Raw genomic sequence first — 23420 nt, forward strand, 5'->3', positions numbered from 1 at the left:
CGGACGGCTCATGACACCGTCATGCCACAGCCGCAAATTGTCCGGAAGAGGACAGCGGGCCGCTTTCAAGCTTACTTCGCCAGGAAGGCCCCGATCCGTTCCAGCGCCCGCAAGATGTTCTCCTCGGAATTGGCGTAGGAGAGCCTGATATAGCCTTCGCCGAGAATGCCGAAATCGGGACCGCCGATCAGCGCCACGCCGGCATCGTCGAGCAGCGCCGAGGCCAGCTTCTTGGCCTTCCAGCCGGTCTTCGAGACGTTGGGGAAAGCGTAGAACGCGCCCTTGGGCGTGATGCAGGAAATGTCAGGCAGGGCGTTCAGTCCCTCGACGACGATCTTCCGGCGGCGGTCGAAGGCGCGCATCATATTGGCGACATCGTCCTGCGGGCCGTCGATTGCCGCGATGCCGGCGAATTGGCTCGGCGCGTTGACGCAGGACCAGCAGTTGACAGCCAGCTTGCGCACCTTGTCGTAGAGATGGGCGCCCTTGTCGCCATTCGGCCAGATCGACCAGCCCATGCGCCAGCCGGTCATCGCCCAGGTTTTCGACCAGCCATTGAGCACGATCAGCCGGTCGCGGATCTCGGGAAAGCCGAGCAGCGAGCAATGCGTCTCGCCATCATAGGTCATGACGTCGTAGATCTCGTCGGAGAGGATGGCGACGTGCGGATGCGCCTCCAGCCCCTTGACCAGTTTCTCGATCTCGGCACGCGGCGTGACGCCGCCGGTCGGATTTGCGGGTGAGTTGAGGATCAGCAGCCTGGTCTTCGAGGTGATCAAGGCCAGCGTCTCCTCGGCGGAGAAGGCAAAGCCGTTCTCCTCGCGCATCGGCACCGGAATAGGCGCCGCACCGGTGAACTCGATCATCGAGCGATAGATGGGGAAGCCCGGATCGGGATAGAGGATTTCGGCGCCAGGTTCGCCGAACATCAGGATCGCCGCGAACATGGTCGGCTTGCCGCCGGGCAGGATCATCACCGTTTCGGGCGATACTTCGACACCGGTGGTGGTCAGCGTGCGCCGCACCACTGCCTCGCGCGTCGCCAGCAAGCCGTTGGCCGGCGTGTAGCCGTGGTGACCGTCGCGCAACGCCTTGATCGCCGCCTCGACGATGTGCTGCGGCGTCTTGAAGTCCGGCTGGCCGATGCCGAGATTGACGATGTCCCGACCTTGGCTTGCAAGGGCTGTCGCCCGCGCCAGCACCGCGAATGCATTTTCCTCGCCGAGACGGTCGAAGGCCGAAATCGTGTGGAGCATTTTTCCCGTCCGTGTGGTTCTTGCTGTTGGGTCGCGTTTTTGTGAGCTTCGGCTGGCAAAAGTCAAACGGATTGGAGCTTTCGGTGTCGGAAAATCTCAGGGATTGGCAACCGCGCCCGCGGCCTGAACGCAAGACCATCGACGGAAGCACTGTCCGGCTTGAGCCGCTGAGTGCTGCAAAACACGGCGATGGCCTCTATGAAGCGTCCTCCGTGTCCGACATCGGCGGCCGCTTCGCCTGGCTGCCGGACTATCCGCCGGAGACCCGCGCCGCCTTCCAGCCATGGCTGGACAAGGTCGAGGCCAGCGAGGATCCGCTGTTCTTCACCATCATCGACAAGGCCAGCGGCAAGGTCGCCGGACGCCAGACACTGATGCGCATCGATCCGGCGTACGGCGTCATCGAGATCGGCAACATCTATTGGGGACCGCTCATCTCGCGCAAGCCGGGAGCAACCGAAGCGCAGTTCCTGTTCATGAAATACATCTTCGACGAACTCGGCTACCGCCGCTACGAATGGAAGTGCAACAACCGCAACGAGCCATCGAAGCGGGCGGCCGAACGGTTCGGCTTCAAGTTCGAAGGCATTTTCCGCCAGCATCTGATCGTCAAGGGTGAAAACCGCGACACCGCGTGGTATTCGATCATCGACAAGGAGTGGCCGGCTCTGCGCAGTGCCTATGAGGCGTGGCTCGATCCGGCCAATTTCGATGGCGACGGCCAGCAGAAGCGACGGCTCGAGGATTGTCGCGCGGAATTCGGCGCTTAGGAGTTCGCCATTGGCACATACAAACGATCACAGCCGGCATGATCACACTGGGCATGATCACAGCCCCGGTCATGTGCATGGCTCGACCGACAAGAAACGCGTTCTGATCGCAGCCTGCCTGACCGGCGGCTTCATGGTCGCCGAAGCGCTTGGCGGCATCCTCACCGGATCGCTGGCGCTGCTGGCCGATGCCGGCCACATGCTCGCCGACTCGATCGCGCTCGGCCTTGCCTGGTATGCCTTCCATCTGGCTAGCCGCCCGGCGACCGTTCGTCTCACCTATGGCTTCGGGCGGGTCAAAACGCTGGTGGCCTATACCAACGGCATCGCCATCTTCGTCATCGCCCTGTGGATCGTCTACGAAGCCTGGGAGCGCCTGCAGGCGCCGGCACCGGTGCTTGGCGGGCCAATGCTGGTGGTGGCGATCCTTGGCCTGCTGGTGAACATCGGCTCGTTCGTCGTGCTGCATGGCGGCGACCGCGAGAGCCTGAACATGCGCGGCGCCATCCTGCATGTGCTTGGCGACCTGCTCGGCTCGGCGGCGGCCATAGCGGCGGCGCTGGTCATCCTGGCGACCGGTTGGACGCCGGTCGACCCGATCCTGTCGGTCCTGGTCTCGCTGCTGATCCTCTACACGGCGTGGTCGCTGATGCGTGAAGCCGCCCATGTGCTGCTCGAGGGCGTGCCGCCAAGCCTCGACCGCGATCTGATCGCCAGGGATATCGAGGCGACGATCCAGGGCGTGCGCGAAGTGCACCACATGCATGTCTGGTCGCTCGACGGGACCAGCAACATGGCGACACTGCATGCCTGTCTCGACGAGGGCGTCGATGCGCATCAGGCAGTGAGTGCCGTCAAGAAGCGGCTTGCCAGCGAGCACGGCATCAGCCATGCCACCGTGGAACCGGAATTCGGCCAGTGCGCCGACGACGGCGACGAGCACGAGCATGGGCACGAGCATGAAGCGGCAGCCTATCACGACCACCATCACTAGGACCGGATCGATCGATGTCGATTGTCCTGCCTCAGGAGTTGCGAAACCTTGAAAACCAGCTTGATGAACACCCGCTGCCCTGGTGCGGCGTGATGGATCGTGACACCAGGAATGCTCTTATCGCTGCAGTGTGGATCATGCTTCTGTTCGGTATCGGCGCCTACTATCTGCCGACCGTGATGCTGGCACTCGGCAGCCTTTCGACCGTGCTGGCCGGCGCCTTTGGCATCGTCTTCGTGCTGGCGTTCTTCTCGGTGTTCTGGCTGCGGGCCCGCAACCAGCGCAAAAACCAGGGTAAATAGGCAAGGGATTTTCGATATGCGCATTCTGATCACTGGCGCCGCGGGTATGGTCGGCCGCAAGCTCATCGCCCGGCTGGCCAAGGACGGCACGCTGCGCGGCGGCAAGATCACCGCGCTCGATTTACACGATATCGTGCCGCCGCAGGCACCGAGCCTGGATGGCGTCAGCGTCACGCTGCACACCGGCGATCTCGCCGAAGCGGGGGCCACTGAGCGCCTGGTCGCATCGCGCCCCGACGTCGTGTTCCATCTTGCCGGCATCGTGTCGGGCGAGGCGGAAGCGAATTTCGATCTCGGCTACCGCGTCAATCTCGATGGCACGCGGGCCCTGTTCGATGCCATCCGGCTGGCGGGCTTTGCGCCGCGCGTCGTCTTCACCTCGTCGATCGCGGTGTTCGGCGCGCCGTTCCCGGATGTCATTCCCGATGACTTCCATCCGACGCCGCTGACCTCCTACGGCACCCAGAAGCAGATGAGCGAAGCGCTGCTGGCCGACTATTCCAGGCGCGGTTTCTTCGACGGCATCGGCATCAGGCTGCCGACCATCTGCGTGCGGCCGGGCAAGCCGAACAAGGCGGCGTCCGGCTTCTTCTCAGGCATCATCCGCGAGCCGTTGAGCGGCCAGGAGGCGATCCTGCCGGTGCCGCGCTCGGTCGTGCACACGCATGCCAGCCCGCGCTCGGCGGTCAACTTCCTGATCCATGCGGCAGGGATCGACAGCAGCGCCGTCGGGCCACGCCGCAACCTGACGATGCCTGGCGTCGCCGTCACCGTCGGCGAGCAGATCGAGGCGCTGGAACGCATCGCCGGGCCGAAGGCGGTAAGCCTGATCCGCGAGGAGCCGGATGACACGATCTGGGCGATCGTCAAGGGCTGGCCAACACGGTTCGAGGCGCGGCGGTCAAGGGAACTGGGCTTCAGCGCCGAAAGGAGCTTTGACGAGATCATCCGCGCTCATATCGAAGATGAGCTCGGCGGCAAGATCGCGGGTTAAACTCCGAGCCTCGCTGCGTCGGGCATCATCCGCCTGCCGCCAGGCTCGCCGACAGCAGCAGCAGTCCGAACAGGAACACGAAGGCTGCGCCGCCGATCTCGACGATCGAGTGGATGCGGTTGCCCATGCGGCCGTCGCCGGCGAAATAGACCGCCCAGTTCTTGGCGGTCACCGCCAGTGTCGCCAGTGCCGATACGGTGATCGCCGTTCCCAGCGACATCGCCAGCACCGACAGCAAACCGCCGAGCCAGAGCCCGTTGAGCAGGGCGAAGCTGAGCACGATCAGCGCGCCGGAGCAGGGGCGGATGCCGACCGCCGCCACCGCCGTCCACGCCGTGCGCCAGTCGAAGCGATCGCCCGACAGCAGCGCCGGATCGGGTGCGTGCGAATGGCCGCAGGTGTCGCAGACTTCGCCCGCCGCGTGATCGTGGTGTTCATGATCGTGTTCGGCATGATCGTGATGATCGTGCGAAGGGCCGTGCACATGGTCATGCGCGTGTAGCGCGTGCGCATGAGCATGCGCCGAATGGCTGTGAGCTGCATGGGAGTGACCGGCATGCGAATGACCCCCATGAGAATGACCGGCGTGAGAATGGCCGGCGTGAGCCGCCGACAGGCTGTAGGCCGGTCCTCTGCCAAACAGGCGCAGGATGGAAGGGCCGAGCTTGCGCCACAGGAGCCAGGCGCCGAACAGGGTGACGAAGACAAAGCTCATGATCTCCATGAACCAGGCTGCGTCCGTCATCGAGACGGAGGTGCCGCGCAGGACGAAGTAGGCGACTCCCATCACCGCGACCGCGGTCAGGCCCTGCAGCAGCGCCGAGACGAAGGACAAGAGGATGCCGCGCCGCAACGCCACCTCATTGGCCACCATGTAGGACGAGATCACCGCCTTGCCGTGGCCGGGGCCGGCGGCATGGAAAATACCGTAGGCGAAGGACAGGCCGACGAGTACCCAGATCTTGCTGCCGTCCTGGCGCATCGCCTTCATCGCCGTCGCCAGCGCGCGGTAGAATTCCTGCTGCCTGAGATTGATCCACATCAGGATGTGGGCGAACGGGCCGGTGGTGGGCGCCATGCCGTCATTGACGCCGATGCCGAGCGAACTCTGGGCATGAGCGGCGTCGGCGAAATGCATCATGGCGACAGTGAGGGCCAACAGGCCGAATGCCAAACGCAGGGACGGTTTCGTCACCGGCTTCATCCTTCTGGCTGACAGGTCAGTTCGAGCTTGGTGGCGAAGATCTTGCTCATATCGGTGCCGGTCGGGTCATTGAAAAAGGCATCGGTGAGGGTCTTCTGGTTTTCCTTGATGGCCTCGTCCGGGTCCGGACGGACCACCTTGCTGGTGCAGTTCGAGGGCAGGCCTTCAACCGTGATGTTGGAGTCCTCGGTGAAGTCGATCGCCGTGTAGAATGTCGGATCGTAGACGCCGATATCGATCTTGCCGTGGAGCTTGATCGGCACCTTAGGTTCGGACTCGAAAAGGATGATCAGCTGATCGTTGTCGAAATTGGCCATCAGATGCGGCGGCGGCGTCATCGCCACATCCTTGCCGTCGACGGTGACGAGCTGGAAGTAATTGAACTCGGCCAGCGAGGCATGAACGGTGTCGGCGACTTCCTTCAGCTCCTTGTCGTCGAGCTTCAGGTCGGAGTTCTTGTCGAACTCCATCATCACGGTCGAGGAAAACAGATCGTCGAAGCGCCAGAGATGACGCAGAGCCTTCACGCTTTGGTGATCCGGGGAGAGAATCACATCGAGGCGGGCCTCGGCGAAGACATGCGGATGCACGTAAGCGGGTCCAGTGGCGGCAAAAGTAGCCGCCAAGGCCGAAGCCAGCATGATTGCGTGCCGTTTCAGATTCATTCTCGGTCCATAGGCCTCGGAAGAGTTGCCGAGAGTTACCAGAAAGGGGGCGAAATTGGGACCACGAGACTATCGACGCCGGTCAGCCAGCCTCGCGCGTCCTGAACCACTGCACCAAAAAGTCGACGAAGACGCGGACTTTCGCCGGCAGATAGCGACGGTGCGGGTAGACGGCGAAGATGCCGCCGCCCGACAGGATACGGTCATCCATCACCGCCACCAGCCGGCCGCTCGCGAGGTCGGGCGCGGCGATGAAATCCGGCAGGACGGTAAATCCGAGACCCGCCACGGCCGCGGCTCTCGCCGTCATCGGGCTGTTGACCTCGACCGGACCGGACACCGAAACGCTCACCGGATCGCCATTGTCGCCCTTGAACGGCCAGTTGTTCAGTCCGCGGCCATTGGTGTCGACGATGCAAGGCATGCGGCTGAGATCCTGCGGCCTTGTCGGCATGCCATGCTTGGCGATCAGTTCGGGGGAGGCGCAGAGCTTTATCGAAAACGGCGCCAGCCGCCTGGCGATCAGCGACGAGTTCTCCAGCCGCGAGATGCGCACCGCAAGATCGAAGCCCTCCTCGACCAGATCGACGAAGCGGTCGTCGAGCTGGATGTCGAGGACGATGTCGGGATGCTGCTTGGCGAAGTCGATCAGGGACTGGCCGATCGGCGCATCGGCGAAGGTGCGCGGCGCCGACAGCTTGATCCGGCCGCGCACGTCACCGGAGGATTCACGCACCGCGTCGGCCAGGCTGTCGACCTCGCGCACGATCTCCGAGGCGCGCCGGTAATAGGTGTGGCCGGCCTCTGTCATCGAGAACTGGCGCGTGGTGCGGTTGAGCAGCAAAGCGCCGAGTTCGTCCTCCAACTCGCGCACATATTTCGACAGCAAGGCCTTGGAACGGCCGATCTTGCGCGCCGCCGCCGAAAAGCCCTCGGCCTCGACCACGTCGATGAAGGCACGCATGCGCGTCAGTGTGTCCATGGTCAGGCCTTTCGTGCCGCGTCGAGAAGTTTCCGGCCGAGCCGTATCAGGGCAATGTCGCTGCCGGAAGGGCCAAGCAGCGACAGGCCGAACGGGGCGCCGGCGACCGAGCCGACGGGCAGTGTGATCTGTGGAAAACCGGACAGGCCGGCCAGGCACAGAAGTTGGAGCGCCCGTTCGCGATAGGCCTGGAACTGCTCCGGCGTGCTGTCCACGTAAGGTGCCGGACCAGGCACCGTCGGCAGGACAAGGAAGCCGTTCTTGCCGAGCAGGGCGCTCAGTTCGCCGCGAAAGGTCAGACGTCGCACCTTCTCGGCCTGGGCTGTCTTGTCGTCGACGGCGCGGCCAAAGCCGAAACGCTCCTCGACGCCGGGGCCAAGGCCGCGCTCGCCGCTGGTGATCCATTCGCCATGCACCGCCCAGGCCTCCCTGGCCTGCAGCCGGCGAAAGCACCAGTAGAGTTCATCGGGAGATGAGGAGAAGCGCACTCCCGGCGTCATCGGCGCGCCGAAGACCTTGCCCGCCAGCCCCTTCATTTCACCATATTCGGCAAGCGCCGGGCGGGCGACCAATCCATCCAGCCAATCCAGTGCCAGCGGCCGGTCCAACACATGCTGGTGCGGATCGCGGCCGAGCAGCAGCTTGCCGACGGTTTCGTAGGTCTCGATGTCGTCGGCGAACCAGCCGAACGTGTCGAGGCTCGGCGCCAGCTTCATCGTGCCGTCGAGCGGAATGCGGCCATGCGTGGTGCGCAGCCCGATCAGTCCGCAAAAGCTCGCCGGGGCGCGGATCGAGCCGCCGGTGTCGGAGCCGGTGGCGATATCGGCCAGCCTGCCCGCCACCGCCGCCGCCGATCCCGATGAGGAGCCGCCCGTGACGCGGTCGGGTGCCGCCGGGTTCACCGGAAACGAGAAATGCGCATTCTGGCCGAACAGCGCGAAGGCAAGCTCGTCGGTCTGCGTCTTGCCGACGAAGCGTGCGCCGGCATCGAGGATCATCTGCACGGCGGGTGCGGTGCGCGAGGCTGCGTGGCTTTCGGCGAATTTTTGCAAATTGCCGCAACCGGTGCGGTAGCCGGCGACGTCGTAGATGTCCTTGACGGCCAGCCGCAGGCCGGCCAGCGGGCCTAGCTGGGCATGTGCCACTGGCATCTGGCGAAGATCGAGAAAGGCGTTGAGAGGGCCGTGCGTGCCTGTCATCGTTCGATATCCGGATACGGTTGCCGCAACATTGTTCGACGCCAGAAATTTTACAACCTGCGATACGATTTTTATTGATTGTGAAAGTCTTCGCCCTTATATCGCGCTTGCCCAAAGTCGCACGTGCCTGTGGGTGTCCGCCGATCCTCGAATGGTGAGGGAAATCGGTAAGGTAACTGGAGCTAACCCCTCCAGTCGGTCTAGCGGCCAACCGCCAGCCCGAGGACACCTTGAAGCAACGACGGTGCGGGCCTTTCTGGTGTTCTGCCGGTTGTCCAAAAACCGGGGTTACTGAAGAGGCACACCTTCATTGCCGGCAGTGCGGACGGGTCTCCCATCCAAGCCAAGGCAGACAAAGCGAACCGAGGCCGGGCAAGGCCAAGGTTCACCGCCGCGAGACGGCGCTTCATGGTTCCGGGGTCTCCACCGGCTGGTTCCATGAATTTCCGTCCCGCCTTTGTCCACCGCGAGGCCGACAGCCGCGTCCCGCAGCCTTATTGCGCGCCGAAAGGCGCTGATGGAGAGACCCCGATGGCCACCCAGCGCATTCTTGACTTTCTCGCCACCCGACGTCCGACCGGCCCCTGCCTCGTCGTCGACCTCGATGTCGTGCGCGACAATTTCCGCGCCTTCGAGAAGGCGCTGCCTGATTCCAAGATCTACTATGCTGTGAAAGCAAACCCGGCGCCGGAAATCCTGCGCCTGCTTGCTGCGATGGGCTCGTCCTTCGACACCGCTTCCGTTGCCGAAGTCGAGATGGCGATGGACGCTGGTGCGCCGGCGGACCGCATCTCCTTCGGCAACACCATCAAGAAGGAGCGTGACATCGCACGCGCCTACCAGCTCGGCATCCGCCTGTTCGCGGTCGACTGCGTCGAAGAGGTCGAGAAGATCGCCCGCGTCGCTCCAGGCGCGCGCGTGTTCTGCCGCGTGCTGACCGATGGCGAGGGCGCCGAATGGCCGCTGTCGCGCAAGTTCGGCTGCGTGCCGGCGATGGCCGTCGACGTGCTGCGCCATGCCAAGGGGCTCGGCCTCGACGCCTATGGCGTATCGTTCCATGTCGGCTCGCAGCAGACCGACCTGACCGCCTGGGACCGTGCGCTGGCCGACGCCAAGGTGGTGTTCGCGACGCTCGCCGAAGAAGGCATCGTCTTGAAGATGGTCAATATGGGTGGTGGTTTCCCGACGCGCTATCTGCGTGACGTGCCGGCCGCCCAGGCCTATGGCCAGGCGATCTTCTCGGCGCTGCGCAAGCATTTCGGCAACGCGCTTCCCGAGACCATCATCGAGCCGGGCCGTGGCATGGTCGGCAATGCCGGCGTCATCAAGTCGGAAGTCGTGCTGATCTCGAAGAAAGCGGCCAACGACAATGTGCGCTGGGTGTTCCTCGACATCGGCAAGTTCGGCGGCCTGGCCGAGACGATGGACGAGGCGATCCGCTACCCGATCGTCACCGCGCATGACGGCACGGAGACAGCACCTTGCGTGCTCGCCGGCCCGACCTGCGATTCGGCCGACGTGATGTACGAGAAGACGCCCTATCCGCTGCCTTTGTCGCTGACGATCGGCGACGAGGTGCTGATCGAAGGCACCGGCGCCTACACGACCACCTACTCGGCGGTCGCCTTCAACGGCTTCGAGCCTCTCCGATCCTACGTGATCTGACGGCGCTTCCTCAGCGCATTTTCGGACGGCGAACCGGACACAACTTAGCCTGAAAATGCGCTGAGAGAGCCGATCAGATCATCCCAGGTGGGCGCCTGTCGTCCACCCGGGCTCGCCTGTGGAACAGATCTCCGCTCGCCAGGGATTGCGGAAATGGAAATGTCATTTGAAATGGAAATGCCAGTTGAAATTGGGGGCCACGCACCGGCCTTTGGGATGGTCGCCGAAACCGCCGCCGATGTTGCGGCGCGCGAGGCGTTGCTCGATCGGGCCATGGGGCCGAAGCGCAGGAAAAAGTCGTCGGAGAAGTTGCGGCGTGGCCGGCGGCCCTCGGAAGGGCTGGCCTTCGTCGCCCGCGATGCTTCGGGCGGCGTGGCCGGCACCGTGCGGCTGTGGGATGTCAGGTTGGGCGAGGGCGGTGCGGCCGTGCTGCTGCTTGGCCCGCTTGCCGTCGACCCGTCGCTCAAGAATGCCGGCATCGGCTCGGCGCTGATGCGCCATGCCATCGCCGAAGCGGCGCGTCTCGGCCATGCCGCTATCCTTTTGGTCGGCGATGCGCCCTATTACGCGCGCTTCGGCTTCTCGGCCGAGAAGACCGGTTCACTTGCCATGCCGGGACCCTATGAGCGGCACCGCCTGCTGGCGCTGGAACTGGTGGAAGGCGCGCTTGACGGCGTGCACGGCACGCTGAAGGCGGCCGGTCGCAAGCTGAAGGCGCAGGAATTGATATCGGCGGCCTGACACGAAGCCGCCAGCATTTCATGCAAAAACGCCGCCCGAAAAAGGCGGCGTTTTTTCGCAATTGGTGGGTGCCGCCGCCTGGGCGGCTGGATGCCTTCAGCCGATCAGCTGGCTGAGCGCCATAGCGACGGTCATGTCGCCTTCGACCTTTATCTTGCCGGTCATGAACGCCATTGTCGGGTTCAGGTCGCCAGCGATCAGCGAATCCAGGTCGTCGAGCGAGAGCTTGATGGTGCAGTCGGTGGGTGCATCGGTGTTCGAGATGGTCGCGCCGTCGATGACGATGACGCCGTCGCTGCCGGTGTCGAATTTCACGGAACGATCGAACCCGCTGCTGGCCACCCGCGACTTGATCTTCTCTGCAATCTCCTGAACGCTCACGCTGTTCTCCTTGTCTGGTTGCATCTGTCTCGCAACGGCGCTTCGATCCAGCCGAAGCCCATGCCGCGGTTTCGCGATCACGGTCGCTGCCGCATATAGCTTTGGGTTGACGTTTACGTCAACGCGGATTCGGGTGGCTGGTTCCTGCCCTTACGGCAGGCGAGGCTCGATGTGACCGGGCCTGTGAGCAGGGCAACTCAGTGTTCCTTGAACGCCTTGGTCATTTCGGTCGCCGTTTCGCTTTTCTTGCGGCGCAGCCAGTTGTCGCGGATTTCGTCCTTCGACAGGAAATTGACCTGGTCGATCAGAACTTCATGCACCAAAGGCGCGCCGACACGCGCGTTGACGGTATCGCGGATTGCGGCGCGGAAGGCATCGAGATCGATGGTCGCCTTGTTGGTGAAGTCGATCTGCGGATTGGAATAGAGGTAGGAATAGACCTGGTCGGTGATCAGCGCTTCGGCCGGAATGGACAGCTTCTTTATCTGCTCGGGTTCGACGGTGTAGACGAGCTTGGTCAGGAAATAGCCGCCGATCTCAGAATCGCGGATCAGCGGCACCGAAATGATGTCGGTCTTGACGTAGTCGAGACCGCCCAGCATCGGCTTCGGCGTTTCGCCGACACCGCGCTCGCCGGCCGCCTGAAACGAATAGAACACGGCGCCGAGGGTTGCGGCGCAGATCCAGACGGCGATGGCGATGACCTTGATCATCGGCTCTTGTCAGTCCCTTGATCAGTCCCTTGCGAAGGCGACGCGGCACTGCGCCGTTGCTTCGGCAGTATCTCCGATGTGTCGCTCGTGTTCGGCATCATGCCTTCATCCAGCCGAACTCGCCGGCGGAGTAGGTGCCGTCGGTCTCGGCGCGCTGGATGGCGTGCCGCAGCAGGCTGGCGACTTCGTTGACCGCGCTGAGATGCGCCAGGATCGCCGCTTCATTCTTCGCCAGCTTCTGGCGCAGCCGGGTCAGGCCCTCGCGGTGCTGTTCGAGGAATTCGGCTTCGCTGCCGCCCCTCATGGCGCGGGTCAACTCGTAGAGGTAGCGGCTCTTGCGGGCGTTCGACGCCTTGAGATCATAGTTGGTCGCGTTGCGGATACCGGCGGTCTCTTCCTCGACCACTTCCTCGATGCGACCGATGATGGCGGCGAGGTTGCCGGGCCGCGCGAACGGGATCGGCGCTTCCGACGCGGTCGTGCGTGCTGGCAGGTTGGAGGTGGATTCCGAAAAGTCGGCCATGGCGTTTCCCGTTTAGATCTTGATATTTGTTTTTATGGTCGTCTCGTCACCGGTCATCGACCCCGCAGCCTTGCGCTGCAATTGGTGGACCAGCGAGGTCGACAGGCTGTTTTGCTGGTCGATCTCGGTCTTTTCCAACCCGCCCGAAACCGGACCGACCGGAACCACGCGCTTGCCTTCGAGATAGTGGTCGGCAAGCATCGACTTGGCGATGCCGATGCCGCCGCGTTCGGCCATCACGTCGGCCACCCGCTCGGCAAGCTGCGATTTCCACATGTCGCCGGCCAGGCCCTTGCCGTAGACGCCCTCGGTATCCTTTGGCAGCATGTTCTGGATGAAGGTCTGCAGCACCATCGCCTCGAATTTCTTGAATTTGTTGGCCGGGTCGGTTGCAGCGGCGGCCTTGTCGGCGGTGGCGCGCGACAGGATCGAGCCGGCATCGACCGAAGCGGCGGTGTCGAGTGAAAACGTGCCCGCAGCGCCGCCGGCCCGTTTTGCCAGCGCGGCGCGGGCGGTCTCGATATCCGCCGGGTCGACGGCTCGGGCCACATCCATAACGATGTCGCTGGGTGGAGAAATCGCCAAGAAAGTCCGCCTTTTACCGGTTTTCCTTAGCCAGACCATGCCTCAACAAGCTTGTGGCAGGCTTGCGGGAAGGAGAGGGAGCGGAAGTGCGGGGATCGATCGAAGCTGCCGGCTTCGCGCCATGCGTTGTCGGGCAGTTTTTTCCATCGTCGATTTCCGCCTCAGCTTCACTCCTTGACCGCGCCCGTCATCGAGGAGACGTAGTGCTCGACAAAGAATGAATAGAGCACCACCACCGGCAGGGAGCCGATCAGCGCGCCTGCCATCAGGGCTCCCCATTCATAGACGTCCGAACGTACGAGCTCGGTAAGCACGCCGACCGGCACGGTCTTGTTTTCGGACGACTGGATAAAAGTCAAAGCGTAGATGAATTCGTTCCATGACAGGGTGAAAGCGAAGATGCCGGCGGAAATCAGGCCAGGCACCGACAGCGGCAGAACTATCTTGGTCAGGATTTGCCAGCGGCTGGCGCCGTCGATCAGCGCGCATTCTTCCAGTTCGAAGGGGATCGAGCGGAAGTAGCCCATCAAGAGCCACGTGCAGAATGGAATGAGGAACGTCGGATAGGTGAGGATCAGCGCGAACGGCGTATCGTAAAGGCCGAGGTTGAAAACCATCACCGACAGGGGAATGAACAGAATCGAGGGCGGCACGAGATAGGCCAGGAAGATCGCCAAGCCGACCTGCCGCGCCCCGGAAAACCTCAAGCGCTCGATCGCATAGGCAGCGAACACCGCCGCCAGCAGCGACAGGAAAGTTGCGGCGGTCGAGATGATGATCGTGTTGAGAAGCCAACCCGGATAGGACGTGTCGAAGAGCAGATACCGAATATGCTCGAGCGTCGGATGGACGACCCAGAACGGGTTGAAATTGGCATAATCCGTCATCTCGAGATTGGGTTTCACCGCCGTGATCGTCATCCAGTAGAACGGGAACAGCAGCACGATGACGAAGATCAGGAGCGGCAGATAAACGGTCACCACGCGCCGGGGCAGGCTCTGGAGATAGCCCATGCCGCCTTCATCCGTGTTCGGACGATTGTTCGTTTCGATCGCGGCCATGTCAGTCTCCACCGCCCTGCTGCCATTTACGACGTTGCAAGCCGAAATAGCTGAAAAGGATCGCCGCTAGCAGGAATGGGATCATCGCCACCGCGATTGCGGCTCCCTCGCCAAGCTGGCCGCCGGAAATGCCGCGCTGGAACGAGAGCGTCGCCATCAGATGGGTGGCATTCACCGGCCCGCCGCGAGTCAGCACATAGATCAGCTGGAAATCGGTGAAGGTGAACAGGACCGAAAAGGTCATGGTGATGGCGATGATCGGCGTCAGCAGCGGCAGCGTCACATAGCGGAACAACTGCCAACGGCTGGCGCCGTCGAGCGTCGCGGCCTCGTAAAGCGATTGGGGAATCGTCTGCAGGCCGGCCAGCAGCGTGATGGCCACGAAAGGAATGCCGCGCCAGACATTGGCAGCGATCACCGAGGCGCGTGCGTTCTCCGGATCGCCAAGGAAATTGATGCGGTGATCGATCAGTCCCATTTCCATAAGCGCCCACGACAGGATGGAGAACTGCGAATCGTAGATCCACCAGAAGGCGATGGCCGAGAGCACCGTCGGCACCACCCACGGCAGCAGGACAATCGCGCGGAAGAACGATTTGAAGGGAAGGTTCTGGTTGAGGAGGAGCGCTAGCCAGAGGCCGAGCGCGAATTTCAGGATCGAAGCGCTGATCGTATAGAGCAAGGTGTTGAAGACGGAGAGCCAGAAGACGGCGTCGCTCCACAGATATTCATAGTTTTCGATGCCGATGAAGATGCCGGGGCGGCCGATGCGGGCATCGGTGAAGCCGAGCCAGACGCCGAGCCCCAGCGGATAGGTCAGGAAGACAAGCAGCAGTGCAGCCGCCGGAAGCATGAAGCCGAAGCCAAGTGCGTTCCGGCTTTCGCTCCAGCGCGACAGAATCCGTGAGAAGATCGAAGGTCGCGGCTGGATGGCAGCTGACGGCACGGCCATGGGTTGGCTCCTGCTGAGGTCTCATTGATAGGCCGGATCGGCCGCGACGCAATCCGAAGCCAGCCGGGCAGCCGCGCTGCCCGGCTGAGCAGGCTCAAACGCGATAATAGCGATTTGCCCGCTTCTCGGCCTCTTCCATTGCCTCTTGCGGCGTGGCCTGGCCGGTCACCGCTTTGGCGAACATGTCGACCAGCACGTAGTCGGCCATGGTTGCCGCCGAAGCATAGCCGAGCGGCCCGGCATAGCCGTTGGGCCGCAGAGTAGCCGAAGCCTTGGCGTAGGCGGCGTTGTTGGGATCGGCGGTCCACACTGGGTTGTTGTCGAATGCCTTCAGTGTCTGGCAGCAATATCCGGCCGAGGAGGTGATCCAGTCCTTCATTTGCGGTTCCTCGAACATGAACTGCAAATACGCCTTGGCCGCGTTGGGGTAGGGCGTGTAATTGAAGATGACAGCCGTGGTCACCTGGAACAATTCGACGGATTTGCCGACAGGACCGATGGGCAGGTTGGTCGTGCGTATGTCCTTGGCGATTTCAGCCAGCTTTGGATCTTTGTCCTTGTTGATCTTGGCGGTGTTGTAGGCGGAAATTCCATTGGCGATCACCCCCAGTTCGCCGGCCAGGAAGGCGCGGTTGTTGTTGACGTCGAGCCAGCTTTCGGTGCCTGGAATGAAGGTCTTGTAGAGCTCCTGCGCGTATTCGATCGCCTTGAGGGTCTCGGGGCTGTTGATCGTTACCTTGCCGCCCTCGTCGACCATCTGGCCGCCATGGCTCCACAGCAGCCAATGAGCATAGTTGTTGCCGTCGCCGACGCCGTGGCCATGCGTGAATCCGGCCGGATGTCCCTTCGCTTGCAAGGCCTTGCAAAGTTCCAGGAAGCCTTTCGTGTCCTTTGGAAACTCCGAAAAGCCGGCCTCTTTCACCCAGCTTTCGCGATAGACGATGGCATTTCCGATCGTGGCCAGTGGCAGGCCGATGAATTTGCCTTCCCGGGTCGCATATTGCTTTGGTCCATCATGCCAGCCGCCATATTTCGAGCCGAGATACTCGCCCAGTTCACTCACGTCGTGCAGCTTGTCGGGATATTGGTGCGGGTCGTCGAACCAGACGAACATCAGGTCGGGGCCGGATCCGACATTTGCCGCGACTGCCGCCTTGGGGCGAATGTCCTCCCAACTTTCCTTGTCGACACGGACCGCGACACCGGTCGCTTCGGTGAAGCGCTTGGTGTTGGCCAGCCATTGGTCCTCGTCGCCCTGGACGAAGGGCGACCAGCGCAGCAGTCTAAGCTTGGCGCCATCCTCGGGTTTGTATTTCGGTCCGTCCTGGGCAAGGGCCGGAGAGCTGATGAACCGACTTCCCAAGGCACCCGCCGCCGCGCCGGCGGTGGTGCGGATCACGTCGCGTCTGGTGAACTTCATGCTCGTTTCCTCCTGTTTGTTGTCCTTGCCTTGTGGTCCTACTGATCGGTACGTGTTTGGAACCTCTGTCCGGTTTCTGCGTGAAAGAGATGGATAAGGCTGGGCTCGGCCGTAAGCCGAATGGTTTCGCCCGGCGTAAAGGAATGTCGTTCCCGGAAATTGGCGACGATCTCTTCGCCGCCGGCTGTCCTGCCGATGAGCTGCACTTCGGACCCGGTTGGTTCAACCACCGCGACGGTGACCGGAATGCCCTGCTCGTCGGACAGCCGCAAATGCTCGGGCCTTATTCCCAGCACCACAGGCTCGCCATTGCGGATGGAAAGTGCCGAGGCCAACGGGACTGAAATCCCTCCGGCGCCGCGGAACGAGGGTGAGCCGTCGGTAGCGATCTCGCCCCTCAGCAAATTCATGGCCGGCGAGCCGATAAAGCTGGCGACAAAAAGATTGTTCGGCCGGTCATAAAGTTCCAGCGGCGGCCCTATCTGCTCGACGATGCCGTCATGCATGACCACGATCTTGTCAGCCATGGTCATGGCTTCGATCTGATCGTGGGTGACGTAGACTGTCGTGGTCTTGAGGCGCTGGTGCAGTTCCTTGATCTCGGCGCGCATCTGCACTCTGAGTTTGGCGTCGAGATTGGACAGCGGTTCGTCGAAGAGAAACACCGCCGGATCACGCACGATCGCGCGGCCCATTGCGACGCGCTGGCGCTGGCCGCCGGAAAGCTGCCGAGGATAGCGCGCCAGCAACGGCACCAGCCCAAGGATTTCGGCTGCGCGGCGCACGCCGGCATCACTCTCCGGCTTGGAAACTCCTTTGAGCATCAGCGAGAACGCCATGTTCTCGGCGACGGTCATGTGTGGATAGAGCGCATAGTTCTGGAAGACCATGGCGACGTCGCGCTCCTTGGGCGCAACGTTGTTGACGACACGTTCGCCAATCGCGATCTGGCCGCGTGAAATCTTTTCCAGGCCGGCGATCATTCTGAGAAGGGTTGATTTTCCGCAGCCCGAGGGTCCGACCAGAGTGACGAACTCGCCGTCCTCGATGTTCACGCTGACCCCGTGCAGGATCTCGACAGCGCCGAATGATTTATAGACTTCGCCAATTGCGACAGACGCCATCGGTCCTCCCAACAATTCCCGCGACGTCGTCGAAGGAACAACGCTTCCGCTAGCGACAGCCCTGGCTCCTCCCAAGCTCACGCTAGGCCGAAACGGTAGCGCTACCAAACCGGGCTGTAAAGCGTTTACGGGAAAGCCGAACCTTGGAGGGGCCGCTTCGCGCCACACAATCGTCCCAGCTACTCCTGCGTCCGCTTCTGCGCGATGATATCGAGCCGCTCGCGGTCGGAGCGTTCGCGTTCGTCGCGGTCGCGCACGTCCTTGTAGGCGCGCTCGACCATGTTGGTGCGGGCGGTCGCCGCGGCGATGAGGCTGGCTTCCTGCCTGGCGCTCGCCAGGTTCGCCTCCTGGCGCACCACCGCCTGGGCAATGCGGCGATGGTAGAGATCGGGAAACAGGGCGGAGAGCGAATCGGCCTGGTCGAAATGGCCGACCAGTTCCTTGGCCTCGGCCTCGGCGGCACTGGCCGCCGCAAGGAAGGTGGCGTGGCGGGTTTCGTGCAGCGCCTTCAGCTGTTCCTGCACCTTGACCAGCTTCTTGAGGCGGTCCTTGCGCGTGCTCATTTCTACCTCGCCAATGTCAGGTCGACGAAGCCGTCGACGAACAGCGACAGCATGGTGCCGACGGCGAAATAGAAGATGATCATGCCGCCGGCGATGATGAAGGGCTGGGAGATGAAATAGATGGGGATCTGCGGGGTCAGCTTGTTGACGAAGCCGATCGTCAGATTGACGAGAATGGCATAGGCGACGAACGGGCTGCCGAGGCGGATGACCAGGAAGAACGTGTCCGAGACCGTGTCGGTGACATCGACAAGGGCTGCCTGCGGGTTGAAGAAGATGTTGACCGGCGCGACCGTGTAGGAGGAAACCAGCGCGCGTATTATTTCGTGGTCGAAATCGAAGACGAACAGCATCAAAAGCGCCGAGAACGAGATGATGGCGGCAAGGGCTGCCTGGGGTTCGGGCTCCTCGATCGCCGGTCCGCCGCTGCCGCCATAGCCCACCAGCATGGCGATGGCCGAGCCCATGAAGCGCAGGGCTTCCATGTAGAGCCTGGTCATGGCGCCGATCAGGCCGCCGACCAGAAGTTCCGAGATGATCATCGGCACCAGGATCTGGGGGCGCGGGTCGACGAAAGGAAAGATCTTGTCCCACAGGAAGGCGAGCAGGCCGCCGGTGGCGGCGACCGCCACGAACAGCCTGACCTGGACCGGGACGCGGGCGCTGGAGAGGCCCGGCATCAGCATGAAACAGGCGCCGATGCGGCAGAAAGCCAGGAACGCCGCGATGACGACGCCTTGCGACAGCACGCTCACGATATGGTTCCGAGCACCTTGATCTCGACGCCCTTGGCGATTTCAACATGGCTGAGCACCGGCAGCGTGGTGAACAGGCGCTCGATGATCATGCGCACATAGGGGCGGGCGTCGGGCGCGGTGACGAGGACGAAACGCTCGCCGGCTTCCAGATATTTCTTGATCGCCTTGGTCGCGTCCTGGCCGAACTCCTCGAGCTGGCGCGGGTCGATGTCGAATTCGCGCACCTCGCCCTTGGCGTCGCGCTTGAGGCTCTGGTGGAAGGCGAGGTCCCAGCGGTTGCCGAGGCGCAGCACCTTCAGCACGCCGCCCTCGGACAGGTCGCCGCAGATCTGCTGGGCCATGCGGATGCGGACATGCTCGACGATCTGCTCGGTGCGGCGCACATGCGGCGCGATCTCGGCGATCGCCTCGATGATCAGGTGCAGATTGCGGATCGAGACGCGTTCGGCCAGCAGCAGCTTCAGCACCGCCTGCAGGCCGGGATAGGAGATGTGCGTGGTGCAGATCTCGTCGGCGAGCTTGCGGTACTCCTGGTCCTGGCGTTCGAGCAGCGCCTTCATGTCCTTGTAGGACAGAAGCTGCGGCAGGTTGTTGCGGATGACCTCGGAGAGATGGGTGAGCAGCACCGACATGTTGTCGGCGAAGGTGTAGTTCTCGCGCTTCAGATCCTCGGCGAAGGCTTCGACCACGGAATAGGCGCGCATGCCGAAGGCCGGCTCGCGGATTTCCTCGCCCGGTATCTCGGGTATGTCGCGGTTGCCGAGCAGCACCATGATCTCGCCGACGCGCATCTGATACTCGGCCACCACGGTGCCGTGCACCTTGATCTGGTAGCTCTTCGGCGGGATGGCGAAATCGTCGGCGACGCGCACCTCCGGCACCACGAAGCCATATTGGGTGGCGAATTTCTTGCGCATCTTGCCCATGCGGAAAACCAGTTCCTGATGCGACGTCAGCAGCCTTGTCGACAGCTGCTTGCCTATCAAAAGCTCGATCTCGGCGGTGGCGAGCGAGGCCTTGACCGAGTTCTTCTCCTCCTCGACCTTAGTCGCCTTTTCCTGGTCCTTGATCGCCTCGGCTTCGGCGACGGCGCGGTTGGCGCGCATCGGGATGACGTAGCCGAGGCCGGCCATGCCGGCGGCCAGCGCAAAGAACGGGAACAGCGGCAGGCCGGGCATCAGGCCGAGCAGCACCAGCAGCGATGCCGCGACATAGAGGGCGCGCGGGTGGGCGCCGAGCTGGCCGAACACCGCCTGGTTGGTCGAGCCGCGCGTGCCGCCCTTGGAGACGAGCAGGCCGGCGGCGAGCGACACGATCAGGGCCGGGATCTGGGTGACGAGGCCGTCGCCGACCGACAGCTTGATGAACACGTCGGCGGCTTCGCCCATGCCCATACCGTGCCTGATGTAGCCGATGGCGATGCCGCCGACGATGTTGATGGCGGTGATGATGAGGCCGGCGATGGCATCGCCGCGCACGAACTTCGAGGCGCCGTCCATCGAGCCGAAGAAAGAAGATTCTTCTTCCAGTTCACGGCGGCGCAGCTGCGCTGTCTTGTCGTCGATCATGCCGGCCGACAGGTCGGCGTCGATCGACATCTGCTTGCCTGGGATGGCGTCGAGGGTGAAGCGGGCGCCGACTTCGGCGATACGGGTGGCGCCCTTGGTGATGACGATGAAGTTCACCACGATCAGGATCATGAAGACGATCAGGCCGATGACGAAGTCGCTGGCCATCACCAGCTTGGAGAAGCCGGCGATGACATAGCCGGCGGCATGCGTGCCCTCATTGCCATGCGACAGGATCATGCGCGTGGTGGCGATGTTGAGCGACAGCCGCAGCATGGTGGCGATGAGCAGCACGGTCGGGAACGACGAGAAATCGAGCGGCCGCTGGATCCACAGCGCCACCATCAGGATCAGCACCGAAAGCGCGATCGAGAAGGCGAGGCCGATGTCGATGAGAAAGGCCGGAATCGGCAGGAACAGCACGGCCAGGATGATGACGATGCCGATGGCGAAGAAGACGTCGCGGCCGTTCTTGGCCACCGCGCCGGGCTGAATGCTTTCGCTGATCGCCATATCGTCCTCAAACCCCATAGACTGCCGAGCGCGCGACAGCCCTGTGAGGGTAGCCCGCCAAGCTTGCGCGAGGGTGGGAGACTGGCTAGTTCGGACGATCATGCGCAGGTCGCCGTGTCGGTCGGCCTTGTAGAGAAGGGAAAACCCGTGCTTCTGATCATCGGCACCATCCGCTTGCCGCCAAACAAATTGGAGGAAGCCAAGCCCGCAATGGAGCGCATGGTTTCCGGCAGCCGCACCGAGTTCGGCTGCATCCAATATTCCTATGCGCAGGATGTTTTCGATGCCGGGCTCATCCGGTCACGGAAGTCTGGAGCGACAGGGCAGCGCTCGACGCGCATTTCGCCTCGCCGCACATTGCGGACTGGCGTGCGAGCTGGCCGGCGCTTGGCATAGGCGAGCGCAACCTCGTGCTCTATGAAGCCGGCGAGCCCATGCCGACCTGAACGGTCCATCGGCCGATCGATATCGCGCCCGCTGTCGCCAATGTGGTGTCTGTCGGCATTGTGGTTGCCATGCCGTGCCGCCGGGCGTATCAGGCTGGCTTTCCACTGCCTTTCGATATCGGCGAGCCGCCCCGGTGCTTTCCAGAAACCACAGCGAAGTCTACGCCCGCCGGCTGCGCGCGGTGCTGGTCAGGTCGTTGCCTCTGCTCGAGGCACGCGGCATCGTGGTGGTCATCCTCGCAGGTGTCGTAGGCGTGATGGCTGGCATATTGGTCACGGCGATGAGCCAGATCGTGCAGGACCTGCACGGGCTGCTGTTCGGCGTTCAGCCAGGCGGCCGGCTTTCCGGCATGTTCTCGCTCGCCAATCCGATGCAGGCGCTGATACCGGCGATCGGCGGCATGCTGCTGGGGCTGACGGTGGTCTGGCTCAGGATACGGAAATTCCGCACGCCGATCGACCCGATCGAAGCCAATGCGCTCTATGGCGGGCGCATGTCGCTGACCGACACCTTCATCATCGCCGGCCAGACGATGATCTCCAGCGGTTTTGGCGCCTCGGTCGGGCTGGAAGCCGGCTATACGCAGGTTGGCTCCGGGCTGGCATCGCGGCTGGCGGGCATCTTCAGGCTGCGCCGCAACGATGTCCGCATCCTGGTCGGCTGTGGTGCGGCCGGCGCCATCGCCGCCGCCTTCGATGCACCGCTGACCGGCGCCTTCTACGGCTTCGAATTGGTCATCGGCATCTACTCTGTCGCCAATGTCGCGCCGGTCTTGACAGCCGCGATCTGCGCCTCGCTGACCGCCGAAATGTTCGGCGGCGTGCCGTTTCCGCTCGAGCTTTCGGGCCTGCCGGCGCTCACCGCCAGCCAGTATGTGCCGTTCCTGCTGCTCGGCCTGCTCGGCGGTGCCGCCTCGATCGCCATCATGCATCTGGTGACACTGATCGAGCGCGGTTTTGCCAGACTGTCGATCGATGCGGCGCTGCGCCCCGTCATCGGTGGCGTCATCGTCGGGCTGCTGGGTCTTATCACCCCGCAAGTGCTGTCCAGCGGCCATGGCGCGCTGCATCGCGAATTCTCGATGAATTACGGGCTGGCCGTGGTGGCGAGCGTCTTCGTGCTCAAGCTGACGGCGTCGGCGGTGTCGCTGGGGTCGGGTTTTCGCGGCGGATTGTTCTTCGCCTCGCTGTTCCTCGGCGCGCTGCTCGGCAAGGCATTCGCGGATGTGATGATTGTCGTCTCGCCGGCAACCGGCATCGACCCTGCCGTTGCCGCCGTCGTCGGCATGACGTCGCTCGCAGTCGGTGTCGTCGGCGGTCCGCTGACGATGACCTTCCTGGCGCTGGAATCGACCCGCGACCTGACGCTGACCGGCGTTGTGCTGGCGGCCTCGATCATGTCGGCGATCCTGGTGCGCGAGACCTTCGGCTACTCGTTCTCGACATGGCGCTTCCATTTGCGCGGCGAGACCATCCGCAGCGCCCACGATGTTGGCTGGATGCGCAGCCTCACAGTCGGCTCGATGATGCGCAAGGACATCAAGACCATCTATGCCTCGACGACGCTGGCAGCCTTCCGCAAGCAAGTGCCGCTCGGCTCTGCCCAGCGCGTCATCGCCGTCGACGCGGGCGACCACTATGTCGGCGTGCTGATCGTAGCCGAACTGCACAGCGATCCTTCCGGCGGCGAGGTCCCGGTGCGCGATCTTGCCAAATCCAAGGACGCGGTGCTGGTGCCGAGCATGAACGTGCAGGCCGCCGCGGAAACATTCCAGCGCGCCGGCGCCGAAGAACTCGCTGTCGTCGAGGATTTCACCGACCACATCGTGCTGGGCCTGTTGACCGAAGGCCATCTGATGCGGCGCTATGCCGAGGAACTCGACAAGGCGCGCCGCGACCTGTCGGGCGAGGGGTAACGAAGGCCAAGCCGGATGCCTGTCACAGTGGTTGCGGAGCCTAGAGCGTTTCATATTTTGACGGAAGCGTAGCCTGCGTTTTCGAAGTAGTTCTTGCATTCGGCTGCCTCGATGGTTTCGACGAG

24 protein-coding genes and 1 pseudogene are annotated in these 23420 nt (G+C 63.1%); 8 read left to right on the top strand and 17 right to left on the bottom strand.

Features of this window, described 5'->3' with window-relative positions; translation table 11 throughout:
* Window positions 1-71: 71 nt before the first annotated feature.
* Window positions 72-1256: a pyridoxal phosphate-dependent aminotransferase gene (locus NKI99_RS07090; RefSeq protein WP_023810044.1), complete on the bottom strand. Its 1185-nt coding sequence runs from the start codon at window positions 1254-1256 to the stop codon at window positions 72-74.
* Window positions 1257-1339: 83 nt separating this feature from the next.
* On the opposite strand from NKI99_RS07090, the gene NKI99_RS07095 reads away from it, so the two are divergent.
* The 4 genes from NKI99_RS07095 to denD all read left to right on the top strand — a co-directional run bounded on the left by NKI99_RS07095 (window position 1340) and on the right by denD (window position 4316).
* Complete coding sequence (locus tag NKI99_RS07095) at window positions 1340-2026, top strand: GNAT family N-acetyltransferase (protein ID WP_352610355.1); 687 nt, start codon at window positions 1340-1342, stop codon at window positions 2024-2026.
* A 10-nt stretch (window positions 2027-2036) separates the two neighbouring features.
* Window positions 2037-3020: a cation diffusion facilitator family transporter gene (locus tag NKI99_RS07100; protein WP_352610358.1), complete on the top strand. Its 984-nt coding sequence runs from the start codon at window positions 2037-2039 to the stop codon at window positions 3018-3020.
* An 89-nt stretch (window positions 3021-3109) separates the two neighbouring features.
* Complete coding sequence (locus NKI99_RS07105) at window positions 3110-3322, top strand: hypothetical protein (RefSeq protein WP_126071175.1); 213 nt, start codon at window positions 3110-3112, stop codon at window positions 3320-3322.
* A gap of 16 nt (window positions 3323-3338) precedes the next feature.
* Window positions 3339-4316 carry a D-erythronate dehydrogenase gene (gene denD / locus NKI99_RS07110; protein WP_352610360.1) on the top strand — a complete coding sequence of 326 codons (978 nt, stop codon included), beginning with the start codon at window positions 3339-3341 and terminating at the stop codon, window positions 4314-4316.
* A 25-nt stretch (window positions 4317-4341) separates the two neighbouring features.
* Here the strand turns inward: denD and NKI99_RS07115 are convergent, their stop codons facing one another.
* From NKI99_RS07115 to NKI99_RS07130, 4 genes are all read right to left on the bottom strand, one after another.
* Window positions 4342-5520 carry a nickel/cobalt transporter gene (locus NKI99_RS07115; RefSeq protein ID WP_128303099.1) on the bottom strand — a complete coding sequence of 393 codons (1179 nt, stop codon included), beginning with the start codon at window positions 5518-5520 and terminating at the stop codon, window positions 4342-4344.
* Window positions 5517-6185 carry a DUF1007 family protein gene (locus NKI99_RS07120; RefSeq protein WP_023810039.1) on the bottom strand — a complete coding sequence of 223 codons (669 nt, stop codon included), beginning with the start codon at window positions 6183-6185 and terminating at the stop codon, window positions 5517-5519. Before NKI99_RS07120 ends, NKI99_RS07115 begins: the two co-directional genes overlap by 4 nt.
* 82 nt (window positions 6186-6267) lie before the next feature.
* Window positions 6268-7167: a LysR family transcriptional regulator gene (locus tag NKI99_RS07125; protein WP_023810038.1), complete on the bottom strand. Its 900-nt coding sequence runs from the start codon at window positions 7165-7167 to the stop codon at window positions 6268-6270.
* Between the two features lie 2 nt (window positions 7168-7169).
* The gene (locus NKI99_RS07130; protein ID WP_023810037.1) at window positions 7170-8366 is read right to left on the bottom strand and encodes an amidase; all 1197 of its coding nucleotides are present in this window, start codon (window positions 8364-8366) and stop codon (window positions 7170-7172) included.
* A 531-nt stretch (window positions 8367-8897) separates the two neighbouring features.
* On the opposite strand from NKI99_RS07130, the gene odc2 reads away from it, so the two are divergent.
* Both odc2 and NKI99_RS07140 read left to right on the top strand, forming a co-directional pair.
* On the top strand, window positions 8898-10031 hold the full coding sequence (gene odc2, locus NKI99_RS07135) for an ornithine/lysine decarboxylase (protein WP_023810036.1): 1134 nt from the start codon (window positions 8898-8900) through the stop codon (window positions 10029-10031).
* Window positions 10032-10202: 171 nt separating this feature from the next.
* On the top strand, window positions 10203-10772 hold the full coding sequence (locus NKI99_RS07140) for a GNAT family N-acetyltransferase (protein WP_352610363.1): 570 nt from the start codon (window positions 10203-10205) through the stop codon (window positions 10770-10772).
* A 96-nt stretch (window positions 10773-10868) separates the two neighbouring features.
* Here NKI99_RS07140 and NKI99_RS07145 read toward each other — a convergent pair whose 3' ends face one another.
* The 12 genes from NKI99_RS07145 to NKI99_RS07200 form a co-directional block, all read right to left on the bottom strand.
* Window positions 10869-11153: an SCP2 sterol-binding domain-containing protein gene (locus NKI99_RS07145; protein WP_352610366.1), complete on the bottom strand. Its 285-nt coding sequence runs from the start codon at window positions 11151-11153 to the stop codon at window positions 10869-10871.
* A gap of 197 nt (window positions 11154-11350) precedes the next feature.
* Window positions 11351-11866 (bottom strand): hypothetical protein, encoded by a 516-nt coding sequence (locus NKI99_RS07150; protein ID WP_023810033.1) that lies wholly within the window; start codon window positions 11864-11866, stop codon window positions 11351-11353.
* 97 nt (window positions 11867-11963) lie between these two features.
* Window positions 11964-12389: a hypothetical protein gene (locus NKI99_RS07155; RefSeq protein WP_352610369.1), complete on the bottom strand. Its 426-nt coding sequence runs from the start codon at window positions 12387-12389 to the stop codon at window positions 11964-11966.
* A gap of 12 nt (window positions 12390-12401) precedes the next feature.
* Window positions 12402-13013, bottom strand: coding sequence for a rod-binding protein (locus tag NKI99_RS07160; RefSeq protein WP_352441887.1), 612 nt, complete (start codon window positions 13011-13013; stop codon window positions 12402-12404).
* A 128-nt stretch (window positions 13014-13141) separates the two neighbouring features.
* On the bottom strand, window positions 13142-14035 hold the full coding sequence (locus NKI99_RS07165) for a carbohydrate ABC transporter permease (RefSeq protein WP_023810030.1): 894 nt from the start codon (window positions 14033-14035) through the stop codon (window positions 13142-13144).
* A gap of 1 nt (window position 14036) precedes the next feature.
* Window positions 14037-14888 carry a carbohydrate ABC transporter permease gene (locus NKI99_RS07170; RefSeq protein ID WP_372337954.1) on the bottom strand — a complete coding sequence of 284 codons (852 nt, stop codon included), beginning with the start codon at window positions 14886-14888 and terminating at the stop codon, window positions 14037-14039.
* Window positions 14889-15081: 193 nt separating this feature from the next.
* Window positions 15082-16407, bottom strand: a complete 1326-nt coding sequence (locus NKI99_RS07175) for an ABC transporter substrate-binding protein (RefSeq protein WP_352610372.1) — start codon at window positions 16405-16407, stop codon at window positions 15082-15084.
* A 38-nt stretch (window positions 16408-16445) separates the two neighbouring features.
* Entirely contained in the window at window positions 16446-17531 is a 1086-nt protein-coding gene (locus NKI99_RS07180; RefSeq protein WP_127290452.1) for an ABC transporter ATP-binding protein, read from the bottom strand.
* 179 nt (window positions 17532-17710) lie between these two features.
* The gene (locus tag NKI99_RS07185; protein WP_352610374.1) at window positions 17711-18094 is read right to left on the bottom strand and encodes a hypothetical protein; all 384 of its coding nucleotides are present in this window, start codon (window positions 18092-18094) and stop codon (window positions 17711-17713) included.
* A 2-nt stretch (window positions 18095-18096) separates the two neighbouring features.
* On the bottom strand, window positions 18097-18849 hold the full coding sequence (gene fliR / locus NKI99_RS07190; protein WP_127290444.1) for a flagellar biosynthetic protein FliR: 753 nt from the start codon (window positions 18847-18849) through the stop codon (window positions 18097-18099).
* The gene (gene flhA / locus NKI99_RS07195) at window positions 18846-20933 is read right to left on the bottom strand and encodes a flagellar biosynthesis protein FlhA (protein WP_127326668.1); all 2088 of its coding nucleotides are present in this window, start codon (window positions 20931-20933) and stop codon (window positions 18846-18848) included. The genes fliR and flhA overlap by 4 nt, the downstream gene beginning before the upstream one ends.
* 98 nt (window positions 20934-21031) lie before the next feature.
* The gene (locus tag NKI99_RS07200) at window positions 21032-21187 is read right to left on the bottom strand and encodes a hypothetical protein (protein WP_352610383.1); all 156 of its coding nucleotides are present in this window, start codon (window positions 21185-21187) and stop codon (window positions 21032-21034) included.
* Between NKI99_RS07200 and NKI99_RS07205 the strand changes: the two are divergent.
* A pseudogene (locus NKI99_RS07205) lies at window positions 21123-21379 on the top strand (putative quinol monooxygenase). The gene NKI99_RS07200 and the pseudogene NKI99_RS07205 overlap by 65 nt on opposite strands.
* 134 nt (window positions 21380-21513) lie before the next feature.
* A complete protein-coding gene (locus NKI99_RS07210) occupies window positions 21514-23295 on the top strand; it encodes a chloride channel protein (RefSeq protein ID WP_352610377.1) in 1782 nt (593 codons plus the stop codon).
* The last annotated feature ends 125 nt before the right edge of the window (window positions 23296-23420 follow it).

Origin of the sequence: Mesorhizobium sp. M0239, from assembly GCF_040321815.1 — a bacterium.
GTDB lineage: Bacteria > Pseudomonadota > Alphaproteobacteria > Rhizobiales > Rhizobiaceae > Mesorhizobium.